At 37.1% G+C, this 16270-nt stretch carries 17 protein-coding genes; 13 read left to right on the top strand and 4 right to left on the bottom strand.

What is annotated here, in order from left to right; translation table 11 throughout:
* Positions 1 to 669: a DUF4271 domain-containing protein gene (locus EG346_RS04915; protein ID WP_123877167.1), complete on the bottom strand. Its 669-nt coding sequence runs from the start codon at positions 667 to 669 to the stop codon at positions 1 to 3.
* Between the two features lie 76 nt (positions 670 to 745).
* Between EG346_RS04915 and EG346_RS04910 the strand changes: the two genes are divergently transcribed.
* From EG346_RS04910 to EG346_RS04895, 4 genes are all read left to right on the top strand, one after another.
* A complete protein-coding gene (locus EG346_RS04910) occupies positions 746 to 1462 on the top strand; it encodes a polyprenol monophosphomannose synthase (protein WP_123877166.1) in 717 nt (238 codons plus the stop codon).
* Complete coding sequence (locus EG346_RS04905) at positions 1435 to 1827, top strand: DUF4296 domain-containing protein (protein ID WP_228426602.1); 393 nt, start codon at positions 1435 to 1437, stop codon at positions 1825 to 1827. Before EG346_RS04910 ends, EG346_RS04905 begins: the two co-directional genes overlap by 28 nt.
* Before the next feature lie 68 nt (positions 1828 to 1895).
* Positions 1896 to 3026 carry a tRNA guanosine(34) transglycosylase Tgt gene (gene tgt / locus EG346_RS04900; RefSeq protein ID WP_073330557.1) on the top strand — a complete coding sequence of 377 codons (1131 nt, stop codon included), beginning with the start codon at positions 1896 to 1898 and terminating at the stop codon, positions 3024 to 3026.
* A 15-nt stretch (positions 3027 to 3041) separates the two neighbouring features.
* Entirely contained in the window at positions 3042 to 4151 is a 1110-nt protein-coding gene (locus tag EG346_RS04895) for an LptF/LptG family permease (protein WP_123882570.1), read from the top strand.
* Here the strand turns inward: EG346_RS04895 and EG346_RS04890 are convergent.
* Entirely contained in the window at positions 4145 to 4861 is a 717-nt protein-coding gene (locus EG346_RS04890; protein WP_123877165.1) for a biotin--[acetyl-CoA-carboxylase] ligase, read from the bottom strand. The two genes, EG346_RS04895 and EG346_RS04890, sit on opposite strands and share 7 nt — an antisense overlap.
* Positions 4862 to 4946: 85 nt before the next feature.
* Between EG346_RS04890 and rsfS the strand changes: the two genes are divergently transcribed.
* The 9 genes from rsfS to EG346_RS04845 all read left to right on the top strand — a co-directional run bounded on the left by rsfS (position 4947) and on the right by EG346_RS04845 (position 13973).
* Positions 4947 to 5309, top strand: coding sequence for a ribosome silencing factor (gene rsfS, locus EG346_RS04885; RefSeq protein WP_034700760.1), 363 nt, complete (start codon positions 4947 to 4949; stop codon positions 5307 to 5309).
* 22 nt (positions 5310 to 5331) lie between these two features.
* On the top strand, positions 5332 to 7347 hold the full coding sequence (gene ftsH, locus EG346_RS04880; protein ID WP_123877164.1) for an ATP-dependent zinc metalloprotease FtsH: 2016 nt from the start codon (positions 5332 to 5334) through the stop codon (positions 7345 to 7347).
* Positions 7348 to 7481: 134 nt separating this feature from the next.
* Positions 7482 to 8063 carry an LUD domain-containing protein gene (locus tag EG346_RS04875; protein WP_073330548.1) on the top strand — a complete coding sequence of 194 codons (582 nt, stop codon included), beginning with the start codon at positions 7482 to 7484 and terminating at the stop codon, positions 8061 to 8063.
* A 24-nt stretch (positions 8064 to 8087) separates the two neighbouring features.
* Positions 8088 to 8960, top strand: a complete 873-nt coding sequence (locus EG346_RS04870; protein WP_123877163.1) for a phosphatidate cytidylyltransferase — start codon at positions 8088 to 8090, stop codon at positions 8958 to 8960.
* Positions 8961 to 8964: 4 nt separating this feature from the next.
* Complete coding sequence (locus tag EG346_RS04865) at positions 8965 to 9618, top strand: phosphatidylserine decarboxylase family protein (RefSeq protein WP_073330542.1); 654 nt, start codon at positions 8965 to 8967, stop codon at positions 9616 to 9618.
* Between the two features lie 513 nt (positions 9619 to 10131).
* A complete protein-coding gene (locus EG346_RS04860; RefSeq protein WP_073330539.1) occupies positions 10132 to 11124 on the top strand; it encodes a helix-turn-helix transcriptional regulator in 993 nt (330 codons plus the stop codon).
* A 91-nt stretch (positions 11125 to 11215) separates the two neighbouring features.
* Positions 11216 to 11617 carry a transposase gene (locus tag EG346_RS04855; protein ID WP_317041429.1) on the top strand — a complete coding sequence of 134 codons (402 nt, stop codon included), beginning with the start codon at positions 11216 to 11218 and terminating at the stop codon, positions 11615 to 11617.
* A 3-nt stretch (positions 11618 to 11620) separates the two neighbouring features.
* On the top strand, positions 11621 to 11938 hold the full coding sequence (locus EG346_RS04850; protein WP_073330533.1) for a transposase: 318 nt from the start codon (positions 11621 to 11623) through the stop codon (positions 11936 to 11938).
* Positions 11939 to 12170: 232 nt separating this feature from the next.
* Positions 12171 to 13973: a phage tail-like protein gene (locus tag EG346_RS04845; RefSeq protein ID WP_073330531.1), complete on the top strand. Its 1803-nt coding sequence runs from the start codon at positions 12171 to 12173 to the stop codon at positions 13971 to 13973.
* A 53-nt stretch (positions 13974 to 14026) separates the two neighbouring features.
* Here the strand turns inward: EG346_RS04845 and EG346_RS04840 are convergent, their stop codons facing one another.
* Together EG346_RS04840 and EG346_RS04835 are read right to left on the bottom strand one after the other, a co-directional pair.
* Positions 14027 to 14374, bottom strand: coding sequence for a DUF1801 domain-containing protein (locus EG346_RS04840; RefSeq protein ID WP_073330528.1), 348 nt, complete (start codon positions 14372 to 14374; stop codon positions 14027 to 14029).
* A 25-nt stretch (positions 14375 to 14399) separates the two neighbouring features.
* Positions 14400 to 16232, bottom strand: a complete 1833-nt coding sequence (locus EG346_RS04835) for an ABC transporter ATP-binding protein (RefSeq protein WP_123877162.1) — start codon at positions 16230 to 16232, stop codon at positions 14400 to 14402.
* Between the last annotated feature and the right edge of the window lie 38 nt (positions 16233 to 16270).

Below are 16270 nucleotides of genomic sequence, written 5' to 3'. Positions count from 1 at the left end.
TTAAAAAAATAACAACTTCCATAGCAACAATAAAGGTGCGATTTGGAGGGTGCAAATATACAAAAATTTATAATACCATTTTTCGGGAAGTATGTTGTTTTTGTGAAACAAATAGAAGAAAATCTTGAAAACCGCGACAAATGCGAAGAAGCAGAAATAATAGAAAAATATTTTATTTCTGTCTACAGGGAAATAATAGTGGGTAATACACAGAATTATTAGTAAAAATGAAAGAATGAAGTAGAATTTTGTGGAGGTAAAATAAAAAATTGACCATTTTCTGCCATCACCTATACTTTGGTAAAATAAAAATCCCAAAGCAGATTTTGATACATAAAAAAACAAAACTGCCATAAAGGTGTAGCCAAATTTATTCAGCTGGTAACCCATAAGCTGTAGATCTGCGATATATTTCGGGACAATAGGAATGTATTGTGAAAGCAGCACAGACAAAGTAAGGGCCGTTACACAGGAAGTAATGATCCAGCTTGGAAGGTTATTGCTTGCATCGAAATATTTCTGAAGGAGAAAGTCTTTCAGGCTGGCATCTCTTTCTATGATATTCATCATAAAAACATACAGGAATACGCATCCTATCAGGATAAAAATGACCCAGTCATTATTCTCAGGTATTCTTACGTGGTTGATAAAGTTTTGTGATAACGGCAAAGGATTATTTTTTGCAAAATTATAGATTATTTTGTATAAAATAAAAAGGTTAAATAAACTATCTTTGCAAACTGAAATGAAAAAACTCGTCATCATCCCTACTTATAACGAAAAGGAAAATATTGAAAATATTATTTCCGCGGTTTTTGCATTGGAGGATGACTTTCATATTTTAGTTGTGGATGACTCTTCTCCGGACGGAACGGCAGAGATTGTTAGAAGACTGCAAAAAACCTTTCCTCATCATTTACATCTGTCAGTAAGGCATGTAAAAGACGGTTTGGGAAAGGCATATATTCATGGATTTAGATGGGCTATTGAAAATCAGTATGACTATATTTTTGAAATGGATGCCGATTTTTCACACAATCCGAATGATCTGCCAAAACTTTTTGAAGCCTGTCTGAATGCCGATATGGCCATAGGATCAAGGTATTCTAAAGGGGTCAATGTAGTCAACTGGCCGATGGGCAGAGTATTGCTTTCTTATTTTGCTTCTAAATATGTAAGATTTATTTTAGGTCTTCCTATTCATGACACGACCGCAGGGTTTGTCTGTTTCTCCAGAAAAGTGCTTGAAGAGATAGGATTGAATAATGTGAAATTAAAAGGATATGGCTTCCAGATCGAAATGAAGTTCAGAGCTTTTAAAAAAGGTTTCAAAATTGTAGAAGTTCCTATTATATTTACCAACAGGATTTTAGGAGAAAGCAAAATGAATGGAGGAATTATTCATGAAGCGGTATTTGGAGTTTTAAATTTAAAATGGAAATCAATAATCAACAGATTATGAGAAAGCTGGTCTTCATTTTCGTTATGCTTTGCATGTTCTCATGCGGCGACTATATCGACAAACCTAAGAATTTGATCGAGCCGGACGCTATGGCTGAAATCCTGGCTGATCTTACCATTACAGATCAGGCTGTCGTTATCTATCAGAACAGAAACTTAGAAGCAGGAACAAGATTTGTTCTTAAAAACCACAATGTCAAATCTGAAGACTTTATCAATAGCTTTCAATATTATGTCATCAAAGATAAGATGAAAGATATTGCAGAAGACGCACAGAAAATTGTATTAAAGAAAGACCCGAAAGCAGAGAAATATGTCCAGGACAAGTTGAAAAACGCTGGAAGTACTCCTGTTTTAGACAAATAATGATGAAGCAGAAACGTTTCTGTGAAGCAGCAGAATCGTTAATTGCGGTGAATTAAAAGAATATACGAATGAAATTTTTTAATATAGAAAAAACCTCTGAAGGAAAAGCGAGAGCGGGAGAGATCACCACAGACCACGGTAAGATCCAAACGCCCATCTTTATGCCTGTGGGAACAGTAGCAAGTGTAAAAACAGTTCACCAGAGAGAATTAAAAGAAGACATTAAAGCTCAGATCATTCTGGGTAATACCTATCATCTGTACCTTCGTCCTACCATGGATATTATGCAGAAAGCAGGAGGCCTGCATCAGTTTATGAACTGGGATCTTCCTATCCTTACCGATTCAGGAGGTTTTCAGGTGTTTTCACTTTCCAAAAGCAGGAAAATGTCTGAAGAAGGAGTGAAGTTCAAATCCCATATTGATGGAAGTTATCATATGTTTACCCCTGAGAAATCAATGGAAATTCAGAGACAGATCGGAGCAGATATTTTTATGGCTTTTGATGAATGTACTCCTTATCCTTGCGAATACAATCAGGCTAAAACATCTATGGAGCTTACGCACAGATGGTTAAAAAGATGTATCGACTGGACAGAAGAAAATAAAGAGATTTACGGACATAAACAGAGACTTTTCCCAATCGTTCAGGGTTCTACCTATTCAGATTTAAGAAAGATTTCAGCTGAAGTCATTGCTGAAGCAGGGGCAGAAGGAAATGCAATCGGTGGACTTTCTGTAGGAGAGCCGGAAGAGGAAATGTACAGAATCACAGATGAAGTGACGGATATTCTTCCAAAAGATAAACCAAGATACCTGATGGGTGTGGGAACACCTTGGAATATTCTGGAATCTATTGGTCTGGGTATCGATATGATGGACTGTGTAATGCCTACCAGAAATGCAAGAAATGCGATGCTTTTCACATGGCAGGGGGTGATGAATATGAAAAATGAAAAATGGAAAAGTGATTTTTCTCCTCTTGATGAATTTGGAACAAGTTTCGTAGACAGAGAATATTCAAAAGCATATTTACGCCACTTATTTGTTTCCAAAGAATATTTAGCCAAGCAAATTGCGTCTGTCCATAACCTTGCCTTTTATTTAGATTTGGTGAAAGTGGCCAGAGAACATATTGTAGCAGGGGATTTCTACGAGTGGAAAAAAACTGTGGTACCGGTTCTTAGACAGAGACTTTAAAATACAAAGATCATGATCAAAATTATAGACAGGTATATCATTAAAAAATATCTTGGAACCTTCAGTTTCATGCTGATATTGCTGTCTATAGTTGTACTGGTGATTGATGTTCAGCAGAAAATCCCAAGGATAGAAAATGCAAAAGCATTGGATCCGAAGCTGGATCTGATGTATTTTTTAATCCATTTTTATCCGTTCTGGATCATCAACCTTGTGGTAACATTCCTTGCGATCCTGGTTTTTATTTCCGTGATTTATTTCACCTCCAGAATGGCCAATAATACTGAAATTGTTGCCGTAATCAGCAGTGGAGCCAGTTTTCACAGATTTGCAAAACCTTACTTATACACCTCTGTTTTAATTGCATCGATATCCCTTGTGGTCACCCATATGGTACTTCCTTGGGCCAATATTAAAAAGAATGAACTGGAAGCTTATACCTATAACGCAGCCAACAAGGAAAAGATTCTGGGAACAGGTCCCGCATCTGCCCAGTTCAGTAAAACAGAGTATATCTTCGTCAATTCATGGAATAAAAGAGAAACCAGAGGTTCCGGGTTTGTCTATCAGAAATTTGATAAAGACAGAAAGATGACCTATGAGCTGAAAGCATCTGAAGTATATTGGGATAAAGCTAAAAAACAGTTTATCCTGACCAATTATCTGGAAAAGACGATCAATAAAGATAACACAGAAAAACTGGGGAATGGGATTGAGTTGAGGAAGAGCTATGGGCATTCTCCTCAAGAACTTTTTCCGAACGAACTTCTTGGACAGAATAAAACCACTCCGGAACTTATCAAATTTATCGACAGAGAAAAAGAAAAAGGAAACAGTAACCTGAATTCCTATCTTAATGAGTTTCATCAGAGGACTTCAATGCCTGTCGCTATTATTATTCTGACCTTCCTTGCGCTGTCTCTCGCTTCTCAGAAGAAAAGAGGAGGTCTGGGAGTTAATCTTGCCATAGGGATTTCTCTTGCATTTGTTTTCGTTTTCTCTTTTGAAGCGTTAAAAGTGGTGTCTGAGAACAAAAGTTTGTCACCAGCTGTAGCTATGTGGTTGCCCAATATGGTTTTCTTCCCGCTTACATTATATCTATATCTTAAAAGAGCGAATCAGTAAAGGAGTTTGATCTCTTTATGGTAGAAAGGCTTGAAGCCGTCTTTTTCAAGTTCTATCCAGAGTTCTCCCTTTTCGTCAGCATTTCTGATAATGCCATTTTGTCTCTCTTTTCCAATTTCAAAGACAGATATTTCATCCTTTCGGAATAAATGAAGGTTAAAATGATCAATGATGTCCTGTTCAGAAGGAATCGTTTTTAGTTTTTCGGACAGATATTCATGCAGGTTGAATACAAAATCCTCAAGATCAAAAACCTGTCCGGTCTGCGTCAGAAGTGATCCGGCGTGTGATATTTCCTCAAATTGATCCTGCAGGATATTAAAGCCTGCTCCGATGATGAAATAATTATTTTGATTAATTTTTTTCTTTTCAATTAAGATCCCGACGATTTTTTTATTTTTAAGGATCATATCATTCGGCCACTTTATTTTTACGTCTTTATCAGTCAAATTGGCCAGATAATCCCGGATAACAACTGCGGTATAGTAATTGAATATAAAGTCTGTAAGCAGAATGTTTTTAGCCTTGACCGCCAAAGTATAGGCGACGTTTTTTCCGGCGGCAGCTGCCCATGTATTTCCATATTGTCCGCGGCCCTTAGTTTGATTGAATGTAGAGACTCCAATAAAATCTGAATTTTCATAAAGTAAAAACTTTGAAACTTCGTCATTAGTAGAAGAGCACTCTTTTAAATAAAATAATTGATCCATTTAAGAAAACTTTAAGACTTTAAAGGGCTAAAAATAAGGCTAAAGTAAAAGAAAAACAATAAATTTGCAGATTATAGATATTTTAATGAATAAAACAGCAGAAAAGCAGGCACTAATAGATAAAATTGTTGAAGCCATCCAGGATGTAAAGGGGGAAGATATTATGATTTTCGATCTTTCGAAGATTGAAAACTCTGTAGCGGAAACTTTTATAATTTGTAGCGGAAACTCAAATACACAGGTTTCTGCATTGGCAGGAAGTGTAGAAAAGAAGGTAAGAAACGATCTTAAAGATAGGCCTTGGCATGTAGAAGGTACCGAAAACTCAATGTGGGTTTTGGTAGATTACGTAACCGTAGTAGTGCATATTTTCCAAAAAGAAGTACGTGAGTACTACGATATTGAAGAACTTTGGGGAGATGCAGCTATTACCAAAATTGAAAATTAATTTTAAATTTTAAAAAGTATAAATGAACAATAAAGGATTCAACTGGTTTTTTCCAATTGCAATCGTGGCTCTTTTGTTATTTTTCGGTTCCAATTTTTTAGGAGGCGACAGTGCAAAATCTATTGATGAGGATGCTTTCTTTAGGGAAATGCAGGCAGGAAAGGTCCAAAACGTTATAATATACAAAGATACAGAGAAAGCTGATGTTTTCCTGACAAAAGCAGCAAAGACAGCCATGGTCAGTAAAACGGCCAATCAGAGCAATCCTCTTTCTGCGTTCGATATGGCTCCAAAAGCAGATTTTTCTGTAAAATATGGAGATCTTCAGCTTTTCCTTCAAAAATTTGATCAGGTAAAAGCCGCAGACGCTAATATCAAAACGACAAAAGATTACGGAGCAGGTAAAAACCCGTTCATGGATATCTTGGTGTCAGCTTTGATATGGATCGCGATCTTAGGACTTTTCTACTTCCTTCTTTTCAGAAAGATGGGCGGTGGCGGAGGGCCTGGCGGACAGATTTTCTCAATCGGGAAATCCAAAGCCAAGCTTTTTGACGAAAAAGAAAGAATTCAGGTGACATTTAAAGATGTTGCAGGTCTTGAAGGCGCTAAAGAAGAAGTACAGGAAGTGGTAGATTTCCTTAAAAACTCTGAAAAATATACCAAACTGGGAGGTAAGATTCCTAAAGGGGTGCTCTTGGTAGGCCCTCCGGGAACCGGTAAAACGTTATTGGCTAAAGCTGTTGCAGGGGAAGCCAAAGTACCGTTCTTCTCCCTTTCAGGTTCGGATTTCGTAGAAATGTTCGTTGGGGTAGGTGCTTCAAGAGTAAGAGACCTTTTTGCTCAGGCAAAAGCAAAATCTCCGGCAATCATCTTTATCGATGAGATTGATGCTATCGGACGTGCAAGAGGAAAGAATAACTTCTCAGGCGGAAACGACGAAAGAGAAAATACGCTTAACCAGCTTCTGACAGAAATGGATGGTTTCGGAACAGACGTTAACGTAATCGTAATGGCCGCTACCAACAGAGCTGATATCCTTGATAAAGCTTTAATGAGAGCAGGACGTTTTGACCGTTCAATTTATGTAGACCTTCCGGAATTACATGAAAGAAGAGAGATTTTTGATGTTCACTTGCTGAAAATCAAATTAGATGATACGGTAGACAGAGACTTCTTAGCGAAACAAACTCCTGGATTCAGTGGAGCTGATATCGCTAATGTATGTAACGAAGCAGCATTGATTGCAGCCAGAAATAGCCATACTTCAGTAACGAAACAGGATTTCCTTGATGCGGTAGACAGAATCATCGGAGGTCTTGAGAAAAAGAATATGGCCATCAAACCTTCTGAGAAAAGAAGAGTTGCTTATCATGAAGCAGGTCACGCTACGATCTCATGGTTGGTAGAACATGCAGCACCACTTTTAAAAGTGACGATCGTTCCAAGAGGACGCTCTCTGGGTGCAGCCTGGTATCTTCCGGAAGAAAGACAGTTAACTACTACGGAACAGATGCTGGACGAATTGTGTGCAACTCTGGGAGGTAGAGCAGCAGAGCAGGTGATTTTTAATAATATTTCAACAGGAGCATTGTCTGACCTAGAATCTGTAACGAAAAGAGCGCAGGCTATGGTTACTGTTTATGGTTTAAGTCCTACTATAGGTAATATCTCTTATTATGACAGCTCGGGACAGTCTGAATATAATTTCGGAAAACCGTATTCTGAGGAAACTGCCAATAAGATTGATGTTGAGATTAAATCCATTATTGAAAATCAGTATGAGAGAGCAGTTCAGATTCTTACTGAAAATAAAGATAAGCTTGATGCTTTAGCAAATAAGCTTTTAGAAAAAGAAGTGATTTTCCGTGAAGATCTTGAAGACATATTTGGTAAAAGAGCATGGGATCCTGAGTTAACAGAAAGACCTGTGACCAGTACGATTTCTACCGCGAAAGAACCGGATGAGCAGATCCTTATTAAAGACAAGGAAGAAGAAAGTGAAATTCAGGCTCCGGAAAGCCCGACTCAACTTTAAAATACTTCCAAAACATACTAAAAAAAACCTGACAGTCTTAGAATTGTCAGGTTTTTTCATATTTAAACACACATTTTTAGAATCTATTGTATTTATTTTCTATTTTTGTATAACGTGACTAAAAATAGATTAAGTTGAATTTATTCAAGAGGATTGTAAGCAAACTTACCAACCAGCCTGAGGAAGAAGAAAAACAGAGCCTGGAAAAACTCGGGGACTCGCTGAAAAATGCGGATCTTGACTATAAGTTTGCGCAATTGTTTACGCATTCAGGGGGATTTTTTAATTATTGTGCAGATGAAGCGGAGGCTCTACAGACCTTAAATCAAATTGTCAAAATAGAAGGAATCGGTAATGTATTTTGCTGGGACAAGGAGCTTCAGAGCTTTTTGAATGTAGTGAAAGTACCTTATACTTCAGAAATGGAGCATGCCAGTGATGCTGCCTTTATTACCTGTGAATATCTTATTGCCTATGACGGAAGGATTATGCTTTCGCATAACAATATTCTTCATTACCATTCTTCAAGACTGCCTGGTAAAATCATTATCATGGCCAATGTTTCACAGATAGTGAACAACCTTAATGATGCGATGGGAAAAATAAAAAGAAACGGGAATATCAAAAATCTCACTTCCATTAGCGGAGGCCAGTCAAGTTTAGACTCTGCTTCTCATACGAATACAAAACTCTTTTTATTGCTGCTTGAAGATTAAGCATCCACTTATAAATTTTACATTTTGGACAAAAACCTCATTCAAAGAACCATTTCAGGACTTGTTTACGTTGCCGTTATCATTCTTTGCACCACACCGCTGGGAGCCCAGCTGATCAACAGGATCCATCCGGACCTTATCAGGCAGGAATATCTTTATTTCGCGCTGATAAGCCTTCTGCTACTGGTAGGTACATGGGAATGTATCAAGATCATGAAATTCGGGAATGGCTATGAAAAATGGATCGTCCTCCCACTGGTTATTTTTATTTATTACGTTTTCTCCAAAAGATATTTCCACCACGACTTCTTTTTCGACTTCAGACTGAATGAAATACTCGCTATTTCTCTGATCGCGATTGCCGTGGTTACTTTATTCAAATATCCCAACGAATTATATTACGACAGCGGAAAGCTGATTTTTACGGTTATTTACGTTGCATTGCCTTTCAGCTTTGCATTAGGCTTACCTAAGTTTTCCAGTTTTGAAGGAACATTCTCACTGGAAGTACTTTTCCTGTTTATCCTGATCTGGAGCAGTGATACCTTTGCGTATCTTACCGGCAAGTTTTTCGGAAAACATAAAATGGCGCCTAAAATCTCTCCAAAAAAGACCTGGGAGGGATATGCCGGGGGTGTTGTCTTGACATTGGTTTTATCTTACTTTATAGAACATTACCAGCCTGAACTTCGCGGGAACTGGATGGTGGTAGGTTTTCTGGTAGCAGCATTTGCTCCGCTGGGAGATCTTGTAGAGAGTCAACTTAAAAGAAATTTCGGCGTAAAAGACAGCGGAAACATTATTCCGGGGCATGGAGGAGTATTGGACAGACTGGACAGTTTTTTAATTTGCGTTCCTGTCGTATATTTGTACTTTATTTTAGAAAAATTTATTTAATCTCATGAAACTACATAAGGAGTCAAAAGGAACGATTACCGTAGCAACGATACTGTTTATTATCATCAGTGTGCTGGCTATTTATTTTCTTAAAATGTGGTCGTTACTGATCATTATGCCATTATTGGTTATTTACAGTTTAGTGTTTTGGTTCTTCAGGGTTCCTTTACGTGATATTTTGGAACACAGAGAAAACGTTATTGCTCCTGTAGACGGGAAAGTAGTAATGATCAAAGAAGTGGATGAAACTGAATTTCTGAAAGGAAAAGCCATTCAGGTTTCGATCTTCATGTCTCCCCTGAATGTTCACATCTGCAGATATCCGGTTTCCGGAAATGTGATCTACAAAAAGTATCATCCGGGTAAGTATCTGGTAGCATGGCATGAAAAATCATCTACAGAGAATGAGAGAACGACCGTAGCCATTAAAACACCTACCAATCATGAAGTGGTATTCAGACAGATTGCAGGATATGTGGCCAGAAGGATTGTTTTCTACTGTAATGAAGGGGATCAGGCTAAAGCGGGACATGAATTCGGATTTATTAAATTTGGCTCGAGAATGGACGTTTTCCTGCCTTTGGATACAGAGATCATTTGTAAAATCGGAGATATTACAAAAGGAGGTCTGGATGTGATTGCCAAAATGAAAGAGTAATACCAATACAATTAAAATATAAAAAGGAGAAATTAAGTTTTCTCCTTTTTTTTGTTTTAATCATTTCAGAAAACCCTGATAGGCAGTTATTGCGGTTTTATTTTTTATTGCTAAAGGATATGGTTTTTTATGAAATACTATGTATTAAGAATAGTTGAGATTTCTGGTTTATAATAATTGCAGTACTTCGTGGAAAATTATTAAATTACATTTTTGCAATTTAATATTCTGTGCATAATATTTTTTTAAATTATTAACATTATCTGACAGTTAACATAAATTTTTTTGCGTAATTATGCTGAAAAATTATACGAGTTATCAGTCTTTTTAAAGACTGACTATACGATCAAAAAACACACCTCTTCACGATTTTTATTCACAATAGTTAACAGGCGAATTCCCACGTTCTGAAACCATCTGTTTAATTTGATGTGCATTAATATGAATTCAGAATACTTTGCTTGTACGTAAAGCAACCTGAGCATTATCTAAAAAAACATAAAATAGAATACGATGATTTTTAAATTTTTCTTTCGGATGATAGGGGATGAGGCAGAAAAAATGCACGATAAGGATGAACGCAATTATCTGAACCTTATCAATAAATATCTTCTTTTTCTCTTTCTGTTATTTTTATTTTACTCCATATTTATCGTGATTTTTTTTGGAGATGCTTTAATCTCAACATTTCTTACGATCATTACGCTTTTTTGGCTTTATTTAATGGCTGTAGAGGGAAAGACCAACAGGTTTAAAAAGACACTTAAAACAAGTGTTATATTCGTTTTTGTCCTCTTAATATTTATTGTCAGTTTTTTTCACATCTATACTTATAAGAATGCAGGGGTAGAATATTTTTATTTTTCACTTTTGTTTGCTATTCCTTTCTTTTTCAATTATAAAGAAGATTTCTATTCAATTCTTTTTCTGGCTTTGATTATTAGTGTCAACTTTATTACCTGTTTATATTTTGATTTCGATTTTCTGCCTAAAAGCAAATTTTTCCGGCAGGAAGACTTTATAACAGTGAAACTCCTGAATATATTGTTTTCCATTATATCGTTTGTGATGGACATTTCATTTGTCACTCAGAAAGATGACCTGATTTACGGACTTATTGAAGATACCAGAATGAAGGATTCTACCATAGAAGATCTGCAGAAAACCAATACAGAACTTCTCAAACAACAAATGCTCATTCATCATCTTACAGAAGAAAACATACGCGAAATCTATCATCTCGCAGAAACCAATTCTCCACTGTTTTTTGATAAGTTTCAGGTCTTTTTCCCGCATTTTATTCCGGCCATATTAGCCAATAATCCAAATCTTATTGATTCAGAATTGTACTTCTGTGCCCTCATGAAAATTGATTTTGACACAAAGAAAATTGCCCAGTGTACAAACAGCAGTATAAGAGCGGTTGAAAGTAAAAAGTACAGAATCCGGAAGAAACTGAATATTCCTTCTGACACAAATATCAACAGTTTTATCCTTAAAATATAAATTTTTTACATAGGTGAGTAGTATTACGTATATAGACGCACATTAGTTTTGTGACGTTGTTGTTACTTTTGCTGCACGTATGAATTTAAAAGTGATACATATAGGAAGTTTAGTGAAGGCAAAAGCAGAAGAGCTCAGGATATCTCCTGAAAGAATCACTAATTTTTTAAACTGTACTGAAGATGAAATAGAAGCGATGTATGAGCAGGAATACATGGATACTGATAAACTCTTGAGATGGAGTAAACTTCTTCGGTATGATTTTTTTAGAATTTACACTGGTCATCTTATTTTGTACGCACCTCCGTCCAAAACTGACAGAGTGATTAAGATAAGAGATTCCCATCTTGAATTTAGAAAAAGTATTTATACAGAGGAAGTTAAGATTTTCATACTTGATAAGATTATTACAGGGCAAATGACGGTCGCTGAAGTGATTACAAAATATAAAATTCCTAAAACAACCCTTTATAAATGGATTAAGAAAGCATAGGTGATGCCAGATTTTAAAATGATTTATACAGATATCATCACCGAAAAATTTCCGGAAAAAATGGATAGTCCCGTGATCCGGAATAAACTGGATGCTTTGCATACAGCGGTTGATGTGTTGAAGTTCAATATATTGATCTTTGGCGAGCCGGAATATACTGTTTTATCTAAAAGTCAAAAACTTCGTTCCTATGATGAACCGTCAATCCTTGAGATTCTGGATTATCAAAGCAAAAATAAACTTACCAATACTGAAACTGGCAATCATTTCAAAATCAGCAGAAATACCATTGCAAGATGGAAGACTCTGTTTAAATCATAATCCTTTTCTTTTATTCTTTTTTAATAGTTTTTAATTTTAAATCTGAAAAAATTAAATTCAGATGATCTCCTATTATTTTACATGAATGTTTTAAAGTGTTGATTTAAAGTGAGTTTTACTACTCACGCGTAATATTGCGTAGTTTTTTTTAAACGGAAAAATAATTTGGTATAGTAATTTTGCACTGGATGAAAAATCCATTCAAAACATAACAAACATAATTATTTCGAAAATGATGAACACAAATTTTACAACAGAAAAAATCAAGGTTTTGCTTCTGGCTTTGCTTTTGGTTTTTGGACAGTTCTATTCACAAACTAATAATGGTGCAGTAGGGATTAATACCTCTTTACCCAATACCAATTCTGTTTTAGATGTAGTTTCAGGGGGTAATAATAAAGGAATACTTATTCCCCGCCTTACTGAAGCCCAAAGAGATGCAATAGTTATTAATAAGCCTAAAGACGATGGTCTTACCATTTACAATACTACTGAAGACTGCTTTAACTACTGGAGTTTTGCTGATGATGAATGGAAAAGTGTCTGCGGACAATTGGGAAAAGCCGTGTTTACCGTTGACTGTTCCAATACCAAAGCTATGGGGGCCTATGTAAAAGGCAGGGAATTAACCACCTCAAACTACCTTAGTATTTCTGTAAACGTAACTAAAGCAGGGAATTATACCATCTCGGGAACGACTCCCAACGGATATAATTTCTATGGAACAGGCACTTTCCTGAATACAGGAGTGCAAACCATCCAGATCGCAGGTCAGGGTACCCCTGTCAATATTCAGACGGATAACGTATCCCTTAATGCCAACGGAATTGATGTGACCTGTACACCAGCAGTATCGATAACTATTCTCAGTCCGGCAGGAACTTATACGATGAGTTGTGGGAGTGCGGTACCTAATGGAGTATATAAAGTGGGAACAGCTCTTAACTCTTCCAATACGATTACATTGCCGGTCAATGTTTCTTCATTGGGAAGTTATACCATGACAACCAATACGGTAGATGGAATTTCATTCAGTGGCTCCGGAACATTTACTGCGACGGGAAATCAGAATGTAACTTTAAATGGTACAGGAACACCATCTTCCACAGCTGTAAAAACATTAACCATTACTTCTGATAGTCAGGGAGGCGTTTCTACAACATGTAATGTAAGCATCATTGTTGTGATTCCCAGGAAAACAGTGCTTCATATAGGATTGGAAACGGCTTATGGATACAGTGCTTTTACAGGACCTTCAAGAAGCCTGATGGATTCTCCTGCCAATTTTGGAACTACAGCCTCAAGCATCGTAAAATATGAAGGTTTTACCCATACCTCTTTAGGGAGCTCACCTTCTTCGGCTGCACTGCAGACAGCTCTGAATAATAAGCCGGATATTGTCATCATTGGATATAATTATACTCCTAATGCTACTGACGCCGGATATATTGCTTCTTATCTTAATAAAAAAGGGATCGTCATTGCTTTGACTGATGATACAGGAACTGCACAGAACTTATTCAGAGGAATATTTTCAGATCCTACCATTTCAGCTTCCTATGGAGGAGGGGCAGGATCAGTATATGCTCTTGCGAATACGGATGATCCGATTCTTAACGGTCCTTTTGGAGATGTAAGAGGAAAAAACTGGGGTGAAGATGCTTCTACAACAGTTGGAATGTCAGGTCTTACAAGCGGATTTATTCCTTACAGTTATGCGCAGCCTATTAACAGTACAACAGCAAGAACCGGTCTTTCCGGATTGAGAAGCAGCAATCTGAACTTTATTTGGTTTGGTGACGGTGGCTTCTTAAGTAATGAAAATGCGAATGGTAGTCCTTATCCAAGCAACACGATAGAGCCTTTCGTAGCACCAAGTTCAGGAGGATTTTTTCCTGTGCAGAAAGCAGCGTATGGATATGCAGGAAACGGGTTTGCTATAGGAGGAATGCAGGTACAGAATTCTATATTATTCGCGAATATGATTGCGTGGGCCGTAAAGCAGGCAGAATTCAGCGGAATTAACACACAATAATGAAAAATAGTTTTTAAAGATGACTGCGGCATGGTGAAACCATGCCGCAGTTTTTATTTTATATGCTTCTTAACCTCTTCTGTAAGGTTTAAAATTATCTCAACAGGAAGATCTTCTTCCATATCGATCAGAAGTATTTTAAACTTCTTTCTGCCATCCTGAATCAATAGAGGGTGATCAAGTCTGTCCCCATGATAAAAACTTACATAATGCTGTTTATATTTTTTACTGTAATAGAGGTAGCACAGCATTTTCTTTTTATACTTAAAAAAAGGAAGTCCGAAACTTAATGTTTCAGTAATATACTCTGTATCGGATTCCAGGATCTTTTGGCGTAAAAACAAAAGAGTACTTCTTTCAGGCTCGTCGATTCTGTAGAAGTACTCTTGTATGGGATTCATTGAATTGAATTTAATTCATCAATGATTAGTCAAAGTTCTGAAGTTCCACAAGTTTGTGGTACATTCCTTTCTTAGCGATAAGGTCGTGATGGGTTCCTTGTTCCACTACGATTCCTTTTTCCATGACCACAATCCAGTCTGCTTTCTGGATCGTTGACAATCTGTGGGCAATAACAAGAGAAGTTCTGTTTTCCATCATTTTATCCAAAGCATCCTGTACAAATCTTTCAGATTCCGTATCCAGGGCAGAAGTAGCTTCATCCAGGATCATTACTGGTGGATTTTTCAATACAGCTCGTGCAATAGAAACTCTCTGCTTCTGGCCTCCTGAAAGCTTATTCCCGTCATCACCGATATTAGAATCATACCCTTCCGGAAGATTGGTGATGAAAGAATCGGCATTGGCGATTTTGGCCGCTTCAACTACTTCCTCTTTCGTAGCCTCAGGCTTACCCATCAGAATGTTATTGTATATTGAATCATTGAATAATACAGATTCCTGAGTTACCATTCCAAGAAGCTGGCGGTATTCTTTTAATTTTAGATGTTTGATATCTACGCCGTCAATTAAGATTTGGCCCTCATTTACGTCATAGAATCTAGCCAGAAGGTTGGCGATAGTCGTTTTTCCACTTCCACTCTGTCCTACAAGGGCAATCGTCTTTCCTTTCGGAATGATCAGTGAGAAATTCTTAAGGATAACATTGTCTTTATCATAATAGAATCCAATGTTTTTGAATTCAATCTGGTTGCTCAATGTAGAGATAGAAACCGGCTCTGCGATTTCTTCTACTTTTAAATCATAATCAAGAACTTCCGCTACTCTTTCCAAACTTGCCATACCTCCCTGGATAGAAGAGATCGCACTGGAAAGTTTTTTAGCAGGATCAAGAATCTGGAAGAACATCCCGATGAACACCAGGAAAGCCTGAGGTTTCATCGTCTGGTCCTCTAAGATCTGGGTTCCTGCATACCACGTAATGATAAGAATGGTAATAGAACCAAGGAATTCGCTCATAGGAGAGGCCAATTCTCTTTTTCGGCTCATATCTATGGCGAAGTTCTGCCAGTTGGTCGTTGTTTCGTTGAATCTGTTCTTAAGAATCTTATCTGCATTAAAGATCTTGATCACTTTAGACGATTTTAAAGTTTCGTCTACCAGCGAAAAAAGATTTCCAAGCTCTGCCTGAGCATAATGAGCCTGTTTTTTTAAGCTTTTTCCTGTCCATGAGATCAGCAAGCCCATCACCGGGAAAACGACCAGTGAAAATAGGGTCAGCTGAGGAGACAGTAAAAATAATGCGATCAGTGAAGAGATGATCATGAACGGAGCATTGATGATATCTACCAATACACCCATGATGCCGCCTTCCACACCTCCGATATCATTGGAAATTCTGGACATCATATCTCCCTTTCTCTGTTCTGTAAAGAAAGAAACAGGAAGCTGAAGAAATTTATTATACATTGCAGTACGCAGATCTTTGGTAATCCCCACACGGTAGTTCACCAATAAAAAAGACCCGATATATCTGAAAATATTTCTCAGTAAAAATGAAACCCCTGTGATTGCACATAGCACTGCAAGTACCTGAACAGCACCATGCTGATCAATTTGTATCTGTACAAAGTAATACGCTTTATCTTTTATATAATTAAAATAGGTACCCAGTTCGCCATTCCATACCGGCTCTCTTCCCTGTTTTTCAATGGTTCCGAACATCAGTCCCAAAATAGGAAGCATGGTTCCCACAGACAGGATGTTGAGTAAGGAGTAGAGTATGTTGAAAAACATACTTCCGAAAAGGTATTTTTGGTGCGGTTTCGCGAAATAAAGTATTCTTTGTAATGGTTTCATTCAATGAAAAATTGGATAGCAAAATTACGTAAAATTAA

It is taken from the genome of Chryseobacterium carnipullorum, from assembly GCF_003815695.1.
In the GTDB taxonomy this organism is placed as follows: Bacteria; Bacteroidota; Bacteroidia; order Flavobacteriales; family Weeksellaceae; genus Chryseobacterium; species Chryseobacterium carnipullorum.
Note: the sequence above shows the minus strand (reverse complement) of the source record. Positions and strands in the feature narration are given on the sequence as shown.